The organism is Actinoplanes sp. NPDC051537, assembly GCF_055586105.1.
In genome coordinates this window covers 136,930-156,124 of sequence record NZ_JBVJIU010000021.1, presented here as the reverse complement: position 1 = coordinate 156,124, position 19,195 = coordinate 136,930, and the positions used below count along the sequence as shown (strand labels likewise).

19 protein-coding genes are annotated in these 19,195 nt (G+C 71.8%); 10 read left to right on the top strand and 9 right to left on the bottom strand.

What is annotated here, in order from left to right; genetic code table 11:
• Window positions 1-33: 33 nt before the first annotated feature.
• Window positions 34-795: an alpha/beta fold hydrolase gene (locus tag ACZ6TB_RS40105; RefSeq protein WP_465564192.1), complete on the top strand. Its 762-nt coding sequence runs from the start codon at window positions 34-36 to the stop codon at window positions 793-795.
• 41 nt (window positions 796-836) lie between these two features.
• On the top strand, window positions 837-1,778 hold the full coding sequence (locus tag ACZ6TB_RS40100) for a 3-methyladenine DNA glycosylase (RefSeq protein WP_465564191.1): 942 nt from the start codon (window positions 837-839) through the stop codon (window positions 1,776-1,778).
• On the opposite strand, the gene ACZ6TB_RS40095 is transcribed toward ACZ6TB_RS40100, so the two are convergent.
• The 3 genes from ACZ6TB_RS40095 to ACZ6TB_RS40085 form a co-directional block, all read right to left on the bottom strand.
• Window positions 1,765-1,926 carry a hypothetical protein gene (locus ACZ6TB_RS40095; protein ID WP_465564189.1) on the bottom strand — a complete coding sequence of 54 codons (162 nt, stop codon included), beginning with the start codon at window positions 1,924-1,926 and terminating at the stop codon, window positions 1,765-1,767. The two genes, ACZ6TB_RS40100 and ACZ6TB_RS40095, sit on opposite strands and share 14 nt — an antisense overlap.
• A gap of 125 nt (window positions 1,927-2,051) precedes the next feature.
• Window positions 2,052-2,924, bottom strand: a complete 873-nt coding sequence (locus ACZ6TB_RS40090; protein ID WP_465564187.1) for an MBL fold metallo-hydrolase — start codon at window positions 2,922-2,924, stop codon at window positions 2,052-2,054.
• Between the two features lie 222 nt (window positions 2,925-3,146).
• Complete coding sequence (locus ACZ6TB_RS40085) at window positions 3,147-4,049, bottom strand: serine hydrolase (protein ID WP_465564185.1); 903 nt, start codon at window positions 4,047-4,049, stop codon at window positions 3,147-3,149.
• Window positions 4,050-4,064: 15 nt separating this feature from the next.
• On the opposite strand from ACZ6TB_RS40085, the gene ACZ6TB_RS40080 reads away from it, so the two are divergent.
• Window positions 4,065-5,021 carry a LysR family transcriptional regulator gene (locus ACZ6TB_RS40080; RefSeq protein ID WP_465564182.1) on the top strand — a complete coding sequence of 319 codons (957 nt, stop codon included), beginning with the start codon at window positions 4,065-4,067 and terminating at the stop codon, window positions 5,019-5,021.
• Window positions 5,022-5,236: 215 nt separating this feature from the next.
• On the opposite strand, the gene arfB is transcribed toward ACZ6TB_RS40080, so the two are convergent.
• Window positions 5,237-5,665, bottom strand: a complete 429-nt coding sequence (gene arfB / locus ACZ6TB_RS40075) for an alternative ribosome rescue aminoacyl-tRNA hydrolase ArfB (RefSeq protein WP_465564179.1) — start codon at window positions 5,663-5,665, stop codon at window positions 5,237-5,239.
• A 60-nt stretch (window positions 5,666-5,725) separates the two neighbouring features.
• Here arfB and ACZ6TB_RS40070 point away from each other — a divergent pair, with 60 nt between their 5' ends.
• The 5 genes from ACZ6TB_RS40070 to ACZ6TB_RS40050 all read left to right on the top strand — a co-directional run bounded on the left by ACZ6TB_RS40070 (window position 5,726) and on the right by ACZ6TB_RS40050 (window position 10,995).
• On the top strand, window positions 5,726-7,075 hold the full coding sequence (locus tag ACZ6TB_RS40070; RefSeq protein ID WP_465564176.1) for a M16 family metallopeptidase: 1,350 nt from the start codon (window positions 5,726-5,728) through the stop codon (window positions 7,073-7,075).
• Entirely contained in the window at window positions 7,072-8,415 is a 1,344-nt protein-coding gene (locus ACZ6TB_RS40065) for a M16 family metallopeptidase (protein ID WP_465564173.1), read from the top strand. Before ACZ6TB_RS40070 ends, ACZ6TB_RS40065 begins: the two co-directional genes overlap by 4 nt.
• A gap of 18 nt (window positions 8,416-8,433) precedes the next feature.
• Window positions 8,434-9,420: an endonuclease/exonuclease/phosphatase family protein gene (locus ACZ6TB_RS40060; RefSeq protein WP_465564171.1), complete on the top strand. Its 987-nt coding sequence runs from the start codon at window positions 8,434-8,436 to the stop codon at window positions 9,418-9,420.
• A 73-nt stretch (window positions 9,421-9,493) separates the two neighbouring features.
• Window positions 9,494-10,474: an endonuclease/exonuclease/phosphatase family protein gene (locus ACZ6TB_RS40055; protein WP_465564315.1), complete on the top strand. Its 981-nt coding sequence runs from the start codon at window positions 9,494-9,496 to the stop codon at window positions 10,472-10,474.
• Window positions 10,475-10,482: 8 nt separating this feature from the next.
• Entirely contained in the window at window positions 10,483-10,995 is a 513-nt protein-coding gene (locus tag ACZ6TB_RS40050) for a GNAT family N-acetyltransferase (protein ID WP_465564168.1), read from the top strand.
• Here the strand turns inward: ACZ6TB_RS40050 and ACZ6TB_RS40045 are convergent.
• Window positions 10,970-11,848 carry an arginase family protein gene (locus ACZ6TB_RS40045; RefSeq protein WP_465564165.1) on the bottom strand — a complete coding sequence of 293 codons (879 nt, stop codon included), beginning with the start codon at window positions 11,846-11,848 and terminating at the stop codon, window positions 10,970-10,972. The two genes, ACZ6TB_RS40050 and ACZ6TB_RS40045, sit on opposite strands and share 26 nt — an antisense overlap.
• Window positions 11,849-12,041: 193 nt before the next feature.
• On the opposite strand from ACZ6TB_RS40045, the gene thrS reads away from it, so the two are divergent.
• The gene (gene thrS, locus ACZ6TB_RS40040) at window positions 12,042-13,274 is read left to right on the top strand and encodes a threonine--tRNA ligase (protein WP_465564162.1); all 1,233 of its coding nucleotides are present in this window, start codon (window positions 12,042-12,044) and stop codon (window positions 13,272-13,274) included.
• Here the strand turns inward: thrS and cimA are convergent.
• Window positions 13,241-14,827 (bottom strand): citramalate synthase, encoded by a 1,587-nt coding sequence (gene cimA, locus ACZ6TB_RS40035; protein WP_465564159.1) that lies wholly within the window; start codon window positions 14,825-14,827, stop codon window positions 13,241-13,243. The two genes, thrS and cimA, sit on opposite strands and share 34 nt — an antisense overlap.
• Before the next feature lie 195 nt (window positions 14,828-15,022).
• On the opposite strand from cimA, the gene ACZ6TB_RS40030 reads away from it, so the two are divergent.
• The gene (locus ACZ6TB_RS40030) at window positions 15,023-15,772 is read left to right on the top strand and encodes a tyrosine-protein phosphatase (protein WP_465564156.1); all 750 of its coding nucleotides are present in this window, start codon (window positions 15,023-15,025) and stop codon (window positions 15,770-15,772) included.
• A gap of 6 nt (window positions 15,773-15,778) precedes the next feature.
• Here ACZ6TB_RS40030 and ACZ6TB_RS40025 read toward each other — a convergent pair whose 3' ends face one another.
• The 3 genes from ACZ6TB_RS40025 to ACZ6TB_RS40015 all read right to left on the bottom strand — a co-directional run bounded on the left by ACZ6TB_RS40025 (window position 15,779) and on the right by ACZ6TB_RS40015 (window position 19,122).
• On the bottom strand, window positions 15,779-16,792 hold the full coding sequence (locus ACZ6TB_RS40025; protein ID WP_465564153.1) for a caspase family protein: 1,014 nt from the start codon (window positions 16,790-16,792) through the stop codon (window positions 15,779-15,781).
• Window positions 16,793-16,869: 77 nt separating this feature from the next.
• Entirely contained in the window at window positions 16,870-17,967 is a 1,098-nt protein-coding gene (locus ACZ6TB_RS40020; protein WP_465564150.1) for a branched-chain amino acid aminotransferase, read from the bottom strand.
• Window positions 17,968-18,090: 123 nt separating this feature from the next.
• Window positions 18,091-19,122, bottom strand: coding sequence for a 3-isopropylmalate dehydrogenase (locus tag ACZ6TB_RS40015; RefSeq protein ID WP_465564147.1), 1,032 nt, complete (start codon window positions 19,120-19,122; stop codon window positions 18,091-18,093).
• Window positions 19,123-19,195 lie beyond the last annotated feature (73 nt).

The window sequence follows — 19,195 nt, the reverse complement described above, 5'->3', positions numbered from 1 at the left end:
CAAAGTCGTAGTAGATGTACTACATTCTTTCGCATGGCTTCTGTCGATGTTGTTACCACGGGTCGCGGGCCCGGACTGGTCGTCATCCCGGGCACCACGCGGCGCGCCCGGCACTACGCGGCAATGGCGGCGGCGCTGTCGGACGCGTACACGGTGCATGTGATCGAAAGACGAGGGCGCGGCCGGAGCCCGGCGGTGGACGCGTCCTACGGGCTCGAGCTCGAGGTCGCCGACGCGCTCGACGTGCTCTCCGCGACCGGCGCCCGGCAGCTCTTCGGGCACAGCTACGGCGGGCTGGTGGCGATGCACACGGCGCTGCGGGCCGACCTCGATCGGGTGATCGCCTACGAGCCGGCGATCAGCATCGACGGCTCGCTGCCCTGGCAATGGCTGCCCCGGTTCGAGGAGCTTCTGGCGGCGGGCCACGACGCGCGGGCGATGGTCCACTATCTGCACGCGCTCGACCTCATGCCGAGCGGGCCGGCGATGACCGCGATCGTCTGGGCGATGCAGCACTTCACGGCCGAGGGGCGGGCGATTCGCGAGCTGCTGCCGACCGTCGGGCCCGAGCTCGGGATCGTGCACTCGTTCGACTCGGACGGCAGCCGCTACGCCGCGATCACCGCCCCGGCGCTGCTCCTCGGCGGGGGGCGCTCCCCGGCGTACCTCCAAGATGTTTTGCATGTTCTGGCGGAGAGAATGCCGCACGCGAAGGCCATCGTGACGCCCGAATTCGACCATAACGCCCCGGACTTGGGCGGCCCCGCGGCCGTGGCGGACCTCATTCGCGCCTAACGGTGATCGTGTTGATCGCATCGGCTGGATACGCTGATGCGATGGGGATCAAGCAGGTGAGGGCGCTCACCACGACGCTGCCCTCGGTCACCTGGATTCCCCTCGCTCGCGCCCACGCCGAGCGGGCCGACGGGATGACCGCGGGCCACCGCGATCGTCGCGCCACCGGCGAGAAGCACGCGATCGAGGATTTTCTCTACGACTACTACGGCACCCGGCCGGCCCAGCTGCGCCGCTGGCACCCCGGCATCGGCACCGGCTTGTCGCCCGCGCCGTCCGGGGTCGCCGAGCACGCCGGCTGGAAGTTCTACCTGACCTATCCGGACGGCGTGGTCACGCTCGACCAGGACGCGTTCCTGCACGCCCGCGGCGAGAGCGTCCGCTACATCCACGGCCTGCTCACGGCCACGTCGTCCCGCCCGGTCTTCTCCGGCTGCTTCGGCCTGCACGAGTGGGCGATGGTCTACCGCGCCCCCGAGCACCGCCACTCGCTGCCGCTGCGCCTGGGCCAGGCCGAGACCGACCGCGTGGTCGAGCAGCACCCGATCCGCTGCACGCACTACGACGCGTTCCGCTTCTTCACCCCCGAGGCCGTCGGCCTGAACCGCCTGCAGCCCACCCGGGCGACGCAGGTGGACCTCGACCAGCCCGGCTGCCTGCACGCCGCGATGGACGTGCACAAGTGGGCGCAGAAGCTGGGCCCGGCCGTGCCCGGCGCGCTGGCCCTGGACTGTTTCGCGCTGGCCTCCGACATCCGCCTGCTGGACATGCAGGCGAGCCCGTACGACCTGTCCTCGTACGGCTTCGAGCCGGTGAAGATCGAAACCCCCGAGGGCAAGGCGGAGTACGTCGCCCGGCAGCGCGAGTTCGCCCGCCGGGCGGCCGCGTTGCGGACCCGCCTGATCCGGGTGTGCGAGGAGCTGCTCGGCCCCGAGGGCACGGCCCGTAGCCGCGAGGCCGTGGCCCCCTTCAACCGGCGCTGAGCCGTCCGGGCCCGATCTCAGCCGCGGCTCGCTCGATCATCGCCCGGCGCGCCGCCCGGGCCGCCGGGTCGATCGGCTCCCCGGTCCGGCCATCGAGCTGTTCGCGCGGGATGTCGGCGTGCCCAGCCTGCCGGGTGGTGTCCCGCATCAGGTGAATTCGTCGGCTGGGGACAACTCGCGGAAGTTGTCGTACCGGGGCCCTAATCTCGGCCCCACCCAGTCGAGGGTGGGGTGAGGTGAGGCGAGGTGCCCCATCACCGCCCGACCGGGCGATCAGAACGTGTACGGCGTCGCGTATTCGGGCCGCAAGACCCGCGACCGCGGCGACACCGCCCGCACCTGAGCGACGAACCCGTCCAGCTTGGCGGCGTCGCCCGGGGTCTGCGCGGGTGGGTTGGTCAGCGGGCGCTCGAAGTTGTCCCAATGCACCGGCACCACGACCGGCGGATGGTCGAGCGCGGCCAGCAGCCGCGGCACGTAGTCGTGCGTCGCGGTCGAGCCCGGCACCGCGATCATCGCCACGTCCGGGCGGAGGCCGCGCAGGTTGCGCTCGACGAAATCGCTCGCGCCCATGAAGAAGACCGAGGCGCCGCCGGCAATGGTGACCTGATACGCCAGGGTGTCGCCCTCGGGTAGGTCGGCGATCGTGGCCGGCGTCGAGGGCACCGACACGCGGACGCCCGGAAACGCCAGCGAATAGGCGGCGTTGCGGCTGTGCAGCGCCGAGATCACCTCGACGGAATAGGCCCCGAAATCGAGCACCTCCCCGCCCTTGACCGGACTCAACTGCGCGGCCGGAACATCAAGGGCGATCCCGAGGTGGTACGCGGTGAGCGTCCCGATCACGCGGGCGCCCGTGGTGCGGGCGATGTGCGGCACGTCGTTGAAGTGGTCCCAATGAGTGTGCGTGACGAGGACCGTCTCCGGCGTGCCGGCCCGGGCGGCGATCGCGGCGGTGTCGACGGTCAGCGGCGTCGCCGGGTCGAACGCGCCGGTGAACAGCCCGGTCGGGTAGCGGCTCAGGAACGGGTCGATCAGCAGTGTGCGGCCGGCCACGTCGACGCGCCAGCCCGACGTGCCCAGCCAGCGGAACGCCGCCCTGGTGGCCGGGCCCTTCCGCGCGGCCCGGGCGGATGCGGCGGGCAAGGCCGGGACCGCTGCGATCGCGGTGCCGGCCGCGGCCGTACGAAGAAAGCCCCTTCGCCCGATTTTTTGTGACATTTTGGTGTTCCTCCCCGTCGGTGGTCGCGGCCCAGACAACCAGCCGTTCGTCGACGACGTCCAAGACCGGTCGTGCGGGGTGGCGATACGCGAACGGATATCGGCCCAGCTCACGCCGGGCGGCGAACGACGGCGAAGTGCCCCAGGTCACTCGCCGCGCAGCGCCTCGACCGCGGCCCGGGCGGCCCGTCCGAGCAGCACGTCGACGTCGAGCCGGGTGGCGGCGAGATCCCGCGTGCGTACGAAGACCGCCACCGCGTACCGCCCGCCGCCGGGATATTCCGCCACGCCCGCCTCCATGTGCAGGCCGGGCAGCGTGCCGGTCTTGCCCGAGACCCGCACCCCGGGCGGGAATCCGGCCGCGAGCCGGGTCCACGCCATCTGCCGGCCCATCAGCTCCCGGACCATCGCGCAGGCCGCGGGCGGCCCGGCGGCGTCCCGCCAGATCAGCGCGAGCAGCCGGGTGATCTCGGCCGGCGTGCTCGACGTCGTCCGCCGCGGGTCGAACACGCGTAGCGCCTCCACCTGGTCGGCGGCGAGGGTCGGGAAGATCCGGGCGAACTCGGCGGCATCCCGCGCGCCCACGTCGGCGAACATCGACGCGAGCATCTCGCGCGGGCCACCATCGATGCGCGTACGGGTGAGGCCGAGCTCGGCGGCGAGGATCGGCACCACGTCCGGGCCGATCCGGCGCAGCAGCACGTCGGCGGCCGTGTTGTCGCTGACCGACATGCTGAAGTAGGCAAGGTCGCGGAGCGAGAGCTCGACGTCGTCGGCGCAGCCGCCGGTGCCCCAGCCGCCGAGGCGGTCGCCGGCCCGCAACAGCACGCGCTCGGCCGGGTCGATCGTGCCGGCGACGACCTGGCGCGCGTACTCCAGCACCAGGAGGATCTTGAAGATGGAGCTGATCACCACCGGCTCGTCCGGGCGGACGCCGATCGACCGGTCGTCGTCGACGTCCCGGGCGTGCAGCCACCCCTCGACGCCGCCGGTTTCAAATACGTCGCCGGTTCTGAAAACATCGCCGGTTTTGAAAACATCGCTCAGCACCGTGCGAGCCTAGGCGTGGATCTCTTCCGTCATCTGCGGTACTTCCTGGCGGTCGCCGACGAGCTGCACTTCAGCCGGGCGGCCGAGGCGCTGGGCATCGCACAGCCGCCGCTGAGCCAGGCGATCCGGCGGCTGGAGCGGGAGCTGGCGGTCGAGCTGTTCGAGCGGCAGCCCCGCGGCATCGCGCTCACCGCGGCCGGCCAGGCGCTGCGCGACGAGGCGGCCGCCCTGCTGGCCGCCGAGCAACGGATGCGCACGCTGATGCGAACCATCCGCGACGGTGGACTGGGGACGCTACGGGCCGGCGTGCCCTCCGACACGCCGGCGCCGGTGGTCGGCGCGCTGCTCGACCGGCTGGCCGCCGACGCGCCCGGCCTCGAGGTCGACCTCCAGGAGCTGACCACCGCCGAGCAGCTGGACTCGCTGGCCGCGGCCCGGCTCGACGTCGGCCTGGTGCAGCACCCGATCGACCTCGTCGACCTGCGCTCCGCCCCGGCCGGCCGCACGCCGCTGGGTGTCGTGCTCCCGCGGGTCGCGCCGCTGGCCCGCTCCCCCGAGATCGACCCGGCCGACCTGGCCGGGCACGGCCTCGTGCTGTTCCCCCGGGCCGCCGCACCCGCCTGGTACGACCGCATCGTGGCCATCCTGGCCGAGCATGGCTTCCGCCCGTCCCGGGTCCGGCACGCCCGCAGCCCCGAGCTGCTCTTCGGCATGGTCCTGGCCGGCCAAGGCGTCGCCGTCGAGCGCGAGGCGGTGGCCCGCCGCGAGCCGCGCGTGGTGTGGCGCCCGCTCTCGGGCGAGCCGCTGGTGCATACGCTCTCCGCGGTCTGGCCGCGCCGCACCGCCCACCCGGCGGCGGCCCGCTTCGCCGAGCTGGCAACCGAGATCCTCGCCGCCCCGTCCGCCACCGAGCGCCTCACCGAGGGCCCGGCCCCGTGGTCGGTCGTCTTCGACGCGGCCCGCCGCCGCTAGCGGGCGCCGACCGTCAAGGAGCGCGCGCATAGGTGAGCAGAGCTGACAGCCACCGGCACGTATAGGTGAGCAGAGCTGGCAGCCACCGGCACGTATAGGTGAGCAGAGCTGGCAGCCAGCGCTACCGCCGCGCGTATGGGTAAGCAGAGCTGCCGCCGCGCGTATAGGTGAGCAGAGCTACCGCCGCGCGTATAGGTAAGCAGAGCAAAGGGGCGTCAGTCGTTCGGGGAAGCGCGCCGGTTGCGCTTCGTCTCGCCGCGGCGCTTCTTCTCGGCGATGCGGCGCTCGACCGACCCCTTCGACGGCCGCGTCGCCCGGCGGGCCCTCGGCGGCGCGGCGACGGCCGAGGCGACCAGCCCGGCCAGGCGCTCGGCCGCGGCCTCGCGGTTGCGCAGCTGGGAGCGGAACTCCGAGGCCGTGATGGTCAGCACGCCGTGGACCAGGCGGTGACCGAGACGGGCCACCGCGCGCTCCTTGAGCATCGGCGGGAGCACGGTCGAACCGGTCAGGTCCCAGGACAGCTCGACCCGGGAGTCGGTGGTGTTGACGCCCTGGCCGCCGGGGCCGCCGGCGCGGGAGAAGCGCCACGCCAGCTCGGCCGCCGGGATCGTCAGGCGGTCGTTGACGCGGAGATCCTCAAGCACGCCCAAAGCATGCACTCTTACCGGCGACGCCGCCACGGGGTTAGGGGGCAGTATGGGTGGGTGACGTCACCCAGCGCGCCGGTCACCACCGGCTATCCGTGGCCTATCGAAACCACGCGACTGGCTAACGGCCTCCGGGTCGTGGTCAGCGAGGACCGGAGCTCACCGGTCGTCTGCGTCAACCTGTGGTACGACGTGGGCTCCCGGCACGAACCGGCGGGACAGACCGGGTTCGCGCACCTCTTCGAGCATTTGATGTTCGAGGGCTCGGCCCACGTGAAGAAGACCGAGCACATGCGCCTGGTGCAGGGCAACGGCGGCTCGCTCAACGCGACCACGAACCCGGACCGGACCAACTACTTCGAGACCATGCCGTCCGAGCATCTCGAGCTGGCGCTGTGGCTGGAGGCCGACCGGATGGGCGGCCTGGTTCCGGCGCTCACCCAGGAGACCCTGGACAACCAGCGCGAGGTGGTCAAGAACGAGCGCCGGCAGCGGTACGAGAACGTTCCGTACGGCGATGCCTGGCTCCGGCTCCTGGAGCTGCTCTATCCGGCCGGCCATCCCTACCACCACGCCACGATCGGGTCGATGGAGGACCTGAACGCGGCGAGCCTGGAGACGTTCAAGGCGTTCCATCAGCAGTACTACGCGCCGAACAACTGTGTGCTCACGGTTGCCGGCGACGCGAGCTTCGACGAGGTGCGCAAGCTCGCCGAGAAGTACTTCGGGGCGCTCGCGCCGGTCTCGGACATCCCGCCCGCGCCCCACGGCCACCTCGCCGGCCCGGCCACCACCGCCGTGCGCGAGACGGTCACGGCCGCGGTGCCCGCGCCCCGCCTCTACCTCTCGCACCGCACTCACCCCTTCGGGACCAAGGGGTACGACGCGGTCACGGTGCTGGCCACGGTTCTCGGCAACGGCCGGGGCAGCCGGCTCTACCAGCGCCTGGCCGACGGCAAGCGGATCGCCCAGCCCGACTACATCGGCTCGTACGGGGTCGACCTCGCGCACGCCCCGGCGCCGCTGATCATCACGGCGACGGCCAAGGACGGCGTGCCCGTCGACGAGCTCGAGGCGGGCCTGGCCGAGGTGGTCGGCAGCCTGGTGACCGAGCCGGTGACCGAGGAGGAGCTGGGCCGGGCCAAGGCGATGCTGACCACCGCGTGGTGGCGCTCGCTGTCCACGGTGGGCGGCCGGGCCGACACGCTCGGGCGGTATGCCACCCAGTTCGGCGATCCGGCCACGGTCGCGTACCGGCTGCCGCAGTGGCTGGCGGTCACGGCCGACGACGTCACCGAGGCCGCGGCGTACGCCCTGAAGCCCGAGTCCCGGGTCACGCTCACGTATCTCCCGGAAGGCAAGGAAGCTAAGGAAGGCAAGGACGCGAAGGAAGGTAAGGACGCATGACGCTGGTTGCCAACCGCCCCGAGGCGGGCGCCGCCCGCCCGTACGAGTTCCCGGAGATCCGCCGGGTGAGCGTGGCCGGCGGCACCGTGGTCGCCGCCCACCTGCCCGGCCAGCTTCTGGCCAGCTCGATGCTGATGCTCGACGCCGGCGCCGTGCACGAGAGCGACGGCCGCGAGGGCACCGCCACCGTGCTCGCCAAGTCGCTGGAGGAGGGCACCAAGTCGCGCGACTCGGCCGCCTACGCGCTCGCGCTGGAGGGCCTCGGCGCCGAGCTGTCCGCGTCGGTCGACTGGGACACGTTCCGGGTCGGCGTCTCGGCGCCGGTCCCGCTGCTGCTCGACGCCGTGCGGCTGGCCGCCGAGGCCACCCGCACCCCGCGCCTCGACCCCGCCGACGTGACCCGGGTGCGCGACGACGAGGTGACCGCGCTGCGGATGGACTGGGCCCAGCCCGGCCCCCGCGCCGACGCCGCCCTGCGCGCCGACCTGTTCAGCGAGCCGAGGTACGGCCGCCCGCTGCACGGTGATCCGACGTCGGTGGCCGCGGTGAGCGTCGACGACGTGCTCGCCTTCCACCGGGAGTGGCTGGTGCGCCCGGGCGTGCTGCTGGTCGCCGGCGACCTCGACACGCTCGACCTGACCGCGCTCGGCGAGGCCGCCTTCGCCGGGTCCGCGGGCGAGCCGCTGCCGGTCGGCGGCCCGCTCGGCGTGCCGGTCCGCGAGGGCCGCCGCACGATCCTGATCGACCGGCCGGGCTCGGTGCAGTCCACGCTGCGGATCGGGCACCGGGCGCCGGAGCGGGCCACGCCCGACTACGTGCCGATGACGCTCGCCGCCACGGTGCTGGGCGGCGCGTTCACCTCCCGGCTCAACCATCTGATCCGCGAGGTGAAGGGCTACACGTACGGCATCCGCGGCAGTTACGCGATGACCCGGCGCTTCGGCCGCTTCGAGGTGGCCGCGGGCGTGCAGACGGCGGTGACCGTGCCGGCGATCACCGACACGATCGGCGAGATCGCCCGCACCCAGCTCGACGGCGTCACCGAGGACGAGCTCGCGGTCGCCCGTTCGTGGCGGGCCGGGCAGCTCTCGGTCGAGATGCAGACGCCGGGCGCGATCGTGGGGGCGCTCAGCACGCTGGTGCTGCACGGCCTGCCCGACGACTACTACCCCACGCTGCGCAAGCAGTACCTGGAATCGACCGTCGAGCAGGTGTCGGCGGCCGCCGCGCGGTACCTGCACCCGAAGGGCCTGACCTTGGTGGTGGAGGGCGACGCCGCGGCGATCCGCGACGAGCTCACCGCGGCCGAGATCGGCGAGCTGGTGGACTCGGAACTGTAGTCCGACACCGGGAACTTCATGACGATCACGAGTACGCCGTCCGCGGTCAAACCCGTTCGCCGGGCGACCCGGACGGCGTTGCTCACGCTGCTGACGCTGCCCGGGCTGGTCTGGGCCCTGGTGCGTCTCTTCGGGGCCGAGCACGGCGAAGCCGTCCAACTGATCGCCTTCACGCCGTACGCGCTGATCTGGTCGATCGTGCCGTTGCTGCTCGCCCTGCTGGCCCGGAAATGGCTGGTGGCGACCGTGGCGTCGACGACGGTCGTCCTGCTCGCGGTGTGCGTGCTGCCGCGGGCGCTCCCGGATCACGATCGGGGGCCGGCCTCGGGCGTCCGCCTCACCGTCATGACCATCAACATGTACGTGGGGGGAGCCGACCCGGCGGCGATCGTGCGCCTGGTCCGCGAGCACGACGTGGCCGTCCTCGCCGTGCAGGAGTTCACGCCCGACGCCCGCGAGGGGCTCACCGCCGCCGGCCTCGACGCGCTGCTGCCCTACCACGCGCTCGCCGACGAGGCCGGCACCACGGGCTCGGGCCTCTATGCGCGCTACCCCATGTCGGGAACCGGCTCGCATCGAGGCCGCGGCGGCAACATGCAGGCGTACGCCACCATTCACCCCGTGCGAACAAGAGCCGTCGCCGTCGAGTCGGCGCATCCCCTCGCACCGTTCGCGACCTCGGCGTTGGCCGACTGGCGCGACGACCTGGCGGCCGAGCCCGCTCCGCACGAGGAGCCCACGATTCTGCTCGGCGACTTCAACTCGACCCTCGACCACGCGCCCGTGCGCACGCTGATCGGCAAGGGCTACCGGGACGCCGCCGACGCGACCGGCACGGGGCTGCTCGGCACCTGGGGACCGTACGCGGGCCGGCACCTGCCGCCGATCACGCTCGACCACGTTCTGGTCGACAAGCGCATCGGCGTACGGGATGTGCGGGTCGAGCCGGTCGCCCGCAGCGACCATCGCTCGGTGATCGCGGAACTTGCCGTGCCCGCGTCGTGAGGGCCTTGTGGAGGCCTTGTGCGCGAGGCGGAATCACGGACTGAGCGCGGCTAGCCTCGCGGTCATGATGATCATGAGCGTGGGGACCGGCCGCCGGAGAGGAAGACTCGCGGTGACCCTGCTGATCTGGCTTCTGATCGTGCCCGGCCTGCTCTGGGCGGCGATCCGGCTCGGCGGATGGGAGCGCGGCTGGCTCGTGGCCCTGCTCGCCTACACGCCGTTCGTCGCGGCCTGGTCGCTGCTGCCGGCGGTCCTCGCGCTGGCCACCCGGCGCTGGACGGCCGCCGCCGCGGCCCTGCTGGTGGTCGCGTCGTTCGCGCTCTTCGTGCTGCCGCGGGCGTTCCCGGGCGGGCGCGGCCCGGCGAGCGGCATCCGGCTCACGGTGATGACCAGCAACATGCTCTTCGGCAGCGCCGACCCGGAGACGATCGTGCGACTGGTGAAGGACCACGACGTCGAGGTGCTGGCGCTCCAGGAGTTCACGCCGGAGGGGCGGGACGCTCTCGATCGGGCCGGGCTCGGCGCGCTGCTGCCCTACGCGTCGCTCGACCCGGTGGAGAACTCGCCCGCGGGCTCGGCGGTCTTCTCGCGCTACCCGGTCGGCGAGGCCGGGGTCCGTCTCAACGAGGGTGGCTTCCGGCAGGCGTACGGGATGATCCACCCACCCGGCGCGACGCCGCTGCTCGTGGAGTCCGCCCACCCCCTCGCGCCCTCCCGGCCCGAGAACAACGGCCTGTGGCGCCGGGATCTCGCCGCCCAGCCGCCGCCCGATCCGGCCGGGCCGCCGCGCATCCTGCTCGGCGACTTCAACTCCACACTGGACCACGCGCCGCTGCGGAAGCTGATCGCCCGCGGATACCGGGACGCGGCCGCGGCGACCGGGCAGGGGCTGACCCCGACCTGGCCGTTCTACGAGCATCCCGGCATTCCCCCGGCGACCATCGATCATGTGCTGCTGGACAAGCGGATCGGCGTACGGACGATGAGCGCGCACCAGATCCCGCACACCGACCACCGGGCAGTGGTCTGCGATTTGACCATTCCTTCGGCATGATGACCCCCGTGACAACCACGCGCCTGATCGCCCCGAGCGACGCACCGGAACTCGCCGCCCTGCTCGCCGCGAACCGGGAGTTCCTCAGCCCGTGGGAGCCGTTCCGGGCCGAGGACTACTTCACCGCCGAGGGGCAGCGCGCCTATCTCGAGGACATGCTGCGGCAGCACGACGCCGGCACCCACGTCCCGCACGTCATCGTCGAGGACGACCGGATCGTCGGCCGGATCACGTTCAGCGGCATCGTGCGCGGCCCGTTCCTGTCGGCCAGCCTCGGCTACTGGGTGGCCAAGGCGGCGAACGGCCGCGGCGTGGCGTCGGCCGCCGTCGCCCGGATGACCCGTCTCGCCTTCCACGACCTCGGCCTGCACCGGGTCCAGGCCGAGACCCTGGTGCACAACGTCCCGTCGCAGAGGGTCCTGGAGCGCAACGGTTTCCGCCGGTACGGCCTGGCGCCGCGCTACCTGCGCATCGACGGCGAGTGGCGCGACCACATCATGTACCAGCTGCTGGCCGAGTGACGCCGGCCAGGAAGCGCACGATCGAGCGGGCCGCGTGCCGGTCGGGATCGAGATCGGTGTTGTAGACGCTCACGCTCAGCCCCCGGCAGTTCGGGGATCGGAGGGCCCGTTCGACGATCGCCGTGAGCTCGTCCCAGGCCAGTCCGCCGGGCATGGCCGGGTCGCTCGCCGCGTCGCACGCCCCGAAGTCGCTGCCGCGCAGCACGTCGAGGTCGACGTGGACCCACCAGGCGGGCGTCTGCCGGGTGAGGTGGTCGGCGACTTCGCCGGCGAGGTCGGGCAGGAGGCGGTGCACCTCGCCGGCGGAATGCAGCCGAACCCGCCCGGCGATGGTGGGCACCCCGATCGTGTCGCGAAAGGCCCGGTCGCGCGGGCCGAGCAGCACCACCGCGCCGGGGTCGAGGGCAGCGTCGTCGCCGGCGAGCCCGAGCAGCAGGGCGATCTCCATGTTGGCGGCCTCACCGTCCGGCGAGGACTCCATCGGGGTCGCGTCCTCGTGGCCGTCCAGGTGAAGCAGGCCCGCGGCGCCGCACTCGTCCCGCAACGCCGGGACGGCGCCGAGCAGCACGGCACAGTCCGCGCCGTAGAGCACCGGGAGACGACCGGCGCGCAGGGAGTCGCGGACCCGGTCGTGGACGTCGGCGACCATCGCCAGCAGCGCCGCCTCGTTGAGAAAACCGCCCGGCCCCCGGGTCGACGCCGGTTCCGGCCCGGTGATGTCGGGGGTCACGGTCGCGCCCGGCAGCGCGGCCGCCAGTCCCGCCTCGCGCAGGGCGGCCGGCGCATCCGCCTGTCCGTGACGCCGCCCCGAGCCGTCGAAGCACACCCCGATCAGATCGACCTCGCTGCCCATCCTTCGAGCCTAATTCGGATGCCGGCGAACGGCTCGCGACCTACTCTTGGCCGCATGATGCGCAGGTTCGCCACGACGACGCCGGGATGTCCCGGCGTTGATCGGCTCTGACCTGTCGACCCCGGGCGAGATGCCCGGGGTCGCGTCGTCGATTGCCCGAGGGTCTCGCCCATTCCCGCGAGGAGACCCTCTGATGAACATCGACCACCGCAAGCTCGGCCGCGAGCTCGACCTCTTCGACTCCGACCCGCTGATCGGCGCCGGGCTGCCGTTCTGGCTGCCGGCCGGCGCCGCCGCGCGCTACGAGGTGGAGTCCTACCTCCACGAGCTCGAGCGTCGGGCCGGCTACCAGCACGTCTACTCGCCCGCCCTGGGCAAGAGGCAGATGTTCGAGCTGTCCGGCCATTGGAAGAACTTCGCCGACGACATGTTCCCGCCGATGGTGCTCGGCGGCGACGAGCTCGTCCTGCGGCCCAGCCTCTGCCCGCACCACGCCCTGATCTTCAAGTCCCGGCAGCGGTCGTACCGGGACCTGCCGCTGCGGATCGCCGAGATCGGGCCGATGTTCCGGGCCGAGCGGTCGGGGGTGCTCGGCGGCCTGTCCCGGGTGCGGTCGATCCAGCTCAACGACGCGCACAACTTCTGCGCCCTCGACCAGGTCGGCGACGAGGTGGCGGCGATCCTGCGGCTGATGCGGCGGGCGCACGCGGCGCTCGGCATGTCGCCGTCGTCGATCCAGCTCTCGCTGCGCGGCGATGCCGGCAAGTACGCCGGGAACGACGAGATGTGGGCGCGGGCGTCGGAGCTGCTGCGGGCCGCGCTCGACCGATCCGGAATGTCCTATGAGGAGGTGCCGGGCGAGGCCGCCTTCTACGGTCCGAAGATCGACATCCAGATCCGGGACGCGGCCGGGCGCGAGTGGAGCATCTCGACCATCCAGGTCGACTTCCACCAGCCGGAGCAGTTCGATCTCTCGTACGTCGCGGCCGACGGCGGCCGGGAGCGACCGGTGATGGTGCATCGCAGCCTGGTCGGCTCGATGGAACGGCTCTTCGGGCACCTGATCGAGTTGCACGAGGGCGCGTTCCCGGTCTGGTACGCGCCGGTGCAGCTCGACGTGCTGCCGATCTCGGCCGACCAGTCGGCGGCGGCGTCCCGGTTCCGCGAGGCGGCGATCGAGGCCGGGCTGCGGGCCGAGGCGCACCATGACGGGTCGATCGGGGCACGGATCCGGCAGGCGGCCGAGCGGAAGATCCCGTACGTGGCCGTGATCGGCGCCCGCGAGGAGGCGGACGGGCTGGTCGCGCTCCGGATGCGCGACGGACGTCAGGTCCCGCCGATGCCGGAGGCGGAGGCGCTCGCGATGATCGCCTCCGCCGTCGAAGCGGGTCGTCAGGCCGGCGCGGAGGTGCGGGCCAGGCCGTAGGTCAGGGCATCGACGAGCGCGACCCAGCTGGCCTCGACGATGTTCTCGTGCACGCCGACCGTGGTCCAGTCGCGAGCGCCGTCGCCGGTTTCCAGGAGCACCCGGGTGACCGCGTTGGTGCCGTGGCTACCCTCGAGGATGCGCACCTTGTAGTCGGTCAGCTCGACGGTCCCGAGCTGCGGGTAGTGCGAGGTCAGCGCTACCCGCAGGGCCTCGTCGAGGGCGTTCACCGGGCCGTTGCCCTCGGCGGTGGCGATGACCCGCTCGCCGCGGACGCGCACCTTGACGGTCGCCTCGGAGACCACCGAGCCGTCCTCGCGGTGCTCGACCAGCACCCGGTACGACTCGAGCGCGAACGGGCGGACGTAGCCCTCGCCCGGCAGCTCGCCCCGCACCAGCAGCTCGAAGGAGGCGTCCGCCGCCTCGAACGACCAGCCGCCGGCCTCGAGGTCCTTCACCTTCTGGGTGATGGTGGTCAGCGTGTCCGGGTGGCCGGCCAGTTCCAGTCCGAGCTCCCTGCTCTTGAGCTCGATGCTGGCCCGGCCGGCCATCTCCGTCACCAGGATCCGCATGTCGTTGCCCACAACCGCGGGTTCGATGTGGTTGTAGAGCAGCGGATCCACCTTGATCGCACTCGCGTGCAGCCCGGCCTTGTGAGCGAAGGCGGCGGCCCCGACGTAGGCCTGGTGGGTGTCGGGGGCGATATTGGCGATCTCGGCGAGCGCGGTCGAGACCCGCGTCGCCTTCTCCAGGCAGCCGTCCGGTAGGACCGGCAACCCGAGCTTCAGCTGTACGTTGCTGACCGTCGCGAAGAGGTCGGCGTTGCCGGGGCGCTCGCCGTACCCGTTCGCGGTGCACTGGAAGTGCTTCACGCCGGCCTCGACCGCGGCGATGGTGTTGGCCACCGCGCACGAGGTGTCGTTCTGGCAGTGGATGCCGAGGCGGTCGGCGCTCACCCCGGCGCGCTCGACGACCTCCTCGATCGCCTTGGTGATCATCGACGGGAGCATGCCGCCGTTGGTGTCGCACATGACGACCCGCTCGGCGCCGGCCTCGAGGGCGGTCCGCACGACGCTCGCCGTGTAGGCCGGGTCGTAGCGGAACCCGTCGAAGAAGTGCTCGCAGTCGAGGAAGACGCGGCGGCCGTTCTCGACGAAGTAGCTCACGGTGTCGCGGACCATCGCCAGGTTCTCGTCGCCGGTCGTGCGCAGCGCCCGCTCGACGTGCCGGATGTCCGACTTGGCGACCAGGCAGACGACCGGGGTCTCGGCGTCGAGCAGCGCCTGGACCTGCTGGTCCTTGGCCACGTCGACGCCGGCCTTGCGGGTCGAGCCGAACGCCACGAGCAGCGCGTTCTTGAGATCGAGCTCGGTCTTGGCGCGCGCGAAGAACTCGGTGTCCTTGGGCATGGCGCCGGGCCAGCCGCCCTCGATGAAGCCCACGCCGAACTCGTCCAGCAGCCGCGCGACCGCCAGCTTGTCGGCGACCGAGTAGCTGATCCCCTCGCGCTGGGCGCCGTCGCGCAGCGTGGTGTCGAAGACCTGGTAGTCCATTGGCGCGTTCCCTTCGAAGAATTCTGCGACCCAACAAAAAGACCCCCCGCGGTCGCGGGAGGTCTGCGCATCGGCGAGGAGTCAGCCGAGGCGCTAGGTGCCAATAATGAGCACGAGACGGGTCACGGAATGAAGCATGCCACTAACGGCCGCCGCGGGAAGCCTTGTTCCACCTTTCGAGACTATGGTCGGGGCGTGGTAACCGACTCGTACCCCCGGAATCTCGGTTTCTCGGCCACCTACAACTTCCGTGACGTGGGCGGCTACGAGGGTCTCGACGGTCGCCGGGTGCGCTGGCGCCGGCTCTTCCGCTCGGACGCGCTGCACCGGCTCGGCGAGGCCGACAACGAGGCGTTCGCGCAGCTCGGCGTCCGGACGGTGATCGACCTGCGGCGGCCGCCCGAGGTCGAGAAGTTCGGCCGGGTGGCCGAGAGCTACGGCTTCGACTACCGCAATCTGGTGCTCAACCACACCGACTGGGAGGGCCTCGACCACCCCGAGGACGAGGGACGCGACCGCTGGCTCGCCGACCGCTACCTGAACTTCGCCGAGGACGGCCGCGAGGCGCTGCTGGCCTCGCTTCAGGTGATCGCCGACCCGGTCAACGCCCCGGTGATCGTGCACTGCATGGCCGGCAAGGACCGCACCGGCACGGTGTGCGCGCTGACGCTGGCCCTGCTCGGCGTGTCCGACGAGGACATCGCCGCCGACTACGCCCTCACCACGTCGGCGATGCGCCCGCTGACCGAGTACCTGCTGAAGAAGAACCCCGAGGCGGTCCGCGGCAACGAGCACATGTTCGACTCCCCACCCGACGCGATGCTGATGTTCCTCGACGACCTGCGCGCCCTGCACGGCTCGATCGGGGACTACGTCCGCGAGATAGGCCTCACCGACACCGAGGTCGCGTCGATGAGGGCCCACCTGCTCGAGCCGCCTAGCTGATCCCGCTCAGCACGTCCAGCGCTCGGTCATACGTGGGCCGGTAGCTCGCCGTCCCGCCCCCGGGCGCGGAGTAGAACGCAGGAGCCGCGAATCGACGCCGGCAGCATGGCGAGCAGGGCTGGATAGTCGCGCTGCCCGGCCGTGAGGGACGCGAGTGGGATGCCCCGGGAGTGGTTGTCCCGTGCGAGCGTGTCCGACACCATGTTGGTCACGATGACCACGGCAATCGTCACCCCGGCCACGACGAGCGCGGTCGACAGCGCCCACAACGGCACCGTCCGGACCTTGGCCATCGCCGGCCGTAGCCCGGTCCAGGCCATCCGCCCGAGCCCGCTCGCCACCACACCGGTGGTCGCCGCGAGATTGCGCACCGGGTGGGCTTTCCGCAGGTGCCGGGCGCCTCTCCGGTCGGGCTGCTTCGGCGGCGGCGCCGGTGAAGATCGGGGGCGCGGCCGACGTGTCGCTCGCCAGGCGGCGGCCCTCGAAGGCGTACTCCATCGCGGTGGATGCCGTGATCACCACCCGGCCGCGGCCGGCGTCGATTTCGGGCTGGCGGAACTGGTCCCCCACGTCCACGCCGCCGGCGGCCCGGCTCACCACGCCTCGCTCGAAAGCGCCGCCGTAGCAGCAGTCGAGGAGCAGGACCACGGTCCGGGCACGGCTGCGCTGCATCATCCGGTTGACCCAGGCGGCCTCCACGGCCGTGGAGCCCAGCAGGTCGGGACGAGTGTTGGTGGCAGCCAGGAACAGCTCGCCGCTGTCGTTCTTGAGGCCGTGACAGGAGAAGTGGAGCAGTACGAGATCGGTGCTGCGGCGGTCGGCGAGCAGGTGCTCCACGCGCTCGAGGGTCTGCGACGACGTCGCGTTGTGCAGCACCTCGACGTCGAAGTCGCCCAGCTCGGGGTCGCCGAGCACCTCAGCGAGCGCCTCGGCATCGGCGGCCGGCGACGAAAGCCGCTGCAGCGCCGGGTTGTCGTAGCGGTCCACCGCCACGACCAGCGAAAGACGCCGACCGCTCACCGAATGAGCATCTCGCCCCGAGGGCCGGCCTGTCGTTTGCCCGGTCGGGGATCCGTCAGGCCGGAGAGGAAACCCGCCTAGAGAACGCGGTGCACCCAGCCGAACGGGTCGTCGGCGCGGCCGCGCTGGATGTCGACCAGTTCCTTGCGCAGGGCCATCGTGACGTCGCCGGCGCTGCCGTCGGCGACGGTGAACTCCTCGCTCGGCGACTTCACCGTGCCGATCGGCGTGATGACCGCCGCCGTGCCGCAGGCGAAAGCCTCCCGGATGCGGCCCGACTTCGCGCCTTCGCGCCACTCGTCGATGCCGACCGGGCGCTCCTCGACCCGGCGGCCGGCCCGGCCGGCCAGCTTGATGACCGAGTCGCGGGTGATGCCGGGCAGGATCGTGCCGGTCAGCGGCGGGGTCACCAGGCCGCCGTCGTCGAGCACGAAGAACACGTTCATGCCGCCGAGTTCGTCGATGTACTTGCGTTCCACCGCGTCGAGGTAGACGACCTGGTCGCAGCCGTTCTCGATGGCCTCGGCCTGCGCCGACAGGCCCGCCGCGTAGTTGCCGCCGCACTTGGCCGCGCCGGTGCCGCCGGGGGCCGCGCGGGTGAAGTCGGGGCTGACCCAGACCGACACCGGCTTGACGCCGCCCGAGAAGTACGCGCCGACCGGCGAGGCGATCACCAGGTAGAGGTACTCGAGCGACGGGCGCACCCCGAGGAAGACCTCGCTCGCGTACGCGAAGGGCCGCAGATAGAGGCTGCCCTCCTCGCTCTGCGGGATCCAGTCCCGGTCGATCCGGATGATCTCGCGCAGCGACTGGAGGAACGTCGTCTGCGGGACCGCCGGCATCGCCATCCGCGCCGCCGAGTCGGCGAACCGGGCCGCGTTGGCGTCGGGGCGGAACATGGCCACGCCACCGTCGGCCATCTTGTAGGCCTTGAGACCCTCGAAAATCTCCTGCGCGTAGTGCAGCACCGCCGAGGCCGGGTCGATCGCGATCGGCGCGCGGGCCTCCACACGGGCGTCGTACCAGCCCTTACCGTCGGCGTACCGAACGGTAACCATGTGGTCGGTGAAGATGCGGCCGAAACCCGGGTTGGCCAGCAGCGCCGTGCGCTCGGACTCGCCTACCGGCGCGGGGTTCGGACGGATCTCGAAATCGAGGTTGTCACCACCACTCATGGTTCGCCAGACCTGCTTTCTGCAAGGAAAGAAATGGGCATGCGTGTACTCCGCATGCGCGCACCACGAAGATACCCCGAACGTCCGTTAAGACAACGGGGGTGAAGTGACCCGGGAGTAGGTCTAGAGCGCGGCCGCGACCCGGTCGCCGACCTCGGCCGTGCGCAGCGAGGCGCCGGCGGCGCGGGAGGCCACCTCGGCGGCGACCGCGTCGGATACCCGGCGGGCCTCGTCCTGGTGACCGAGGTGCTCGAGCAGCAGGGAGGCGGAGAGGATGGCGGCCGCCGGGTCGGCGATGCCCTTGCCCGCGATGTCCGGCGCGGAGCCGTGCACGGGCTCGAACGTCGAGGGGAACCTGCGCTCCGGGTTGACGGAGCCGCTGGCGGCCATGCCGATGCCGCCGGTAACGGCCGCGGCGATGTCGGTGATGATGTCACCGAAGAGGTTGTCGGTCACGATCACGTCGTACCGCTGCGGGTTGCTGACCATGAACATGCAGGCCGCGTCGACGTGCTGGTATTCCGTGGTGACCTCGGGGAACTCGGCGGCGACGGCGGCGAACGTGCGCGCCCAGAGGCTGCCGGCCTTGGTCAGGACATTGGTCTTGTGCACCAGGGTGAGGTGGCGGCGCTCGCGGCGCTGGGCGCGGGCGAAGGCGTCCCGGACGACCCGCTCGACGCCGTGCCGGGTATTCAGGCTCTCCTCGGTGGCGATCTCGGCGGGAGTGTCCTTGTGCAGGACGCCGCCGGCGCCGACGTAGAGACCCTCGGTGCCCTCGCGGACCACGACCATGTCGATCTCACCGGGCTTCACGCCGGCCAGCGGGCTGGTGGTGCCGGGCCAGAGCTTGGAGGGGCGCAGGTTCACGTACTGGTCGAAGTCGAACCGGAGCTTGAGCAGCAGGCCGCGCTCGAGGACGCCCGGCGGCACGCTCGGGTCGCCGATCGCGCCGAGCAGGATGGCGTCGTGGCCGGCCAGCTCGTCCTCCACCGACTGGGGCAGGACCTCGCCGGTGCGGTTGTAGAAGCGGGCGCCCAGGTCGTAGTCCTGGAACTCGGCGCCGGGCAGCACGGCCTCGATCACCTTCCGCGCCTGGGCGGTCACCTCGGTCCCGATGCCGTCGCCGGCCACCACCGCGATCCGCGCCACGCTCACGTCTGCTCCCTACACCGCACGATGAAGACCTCGACCAGGCTAGCCCGGCGTCCCGATCTTCGGTAAGGCGGTC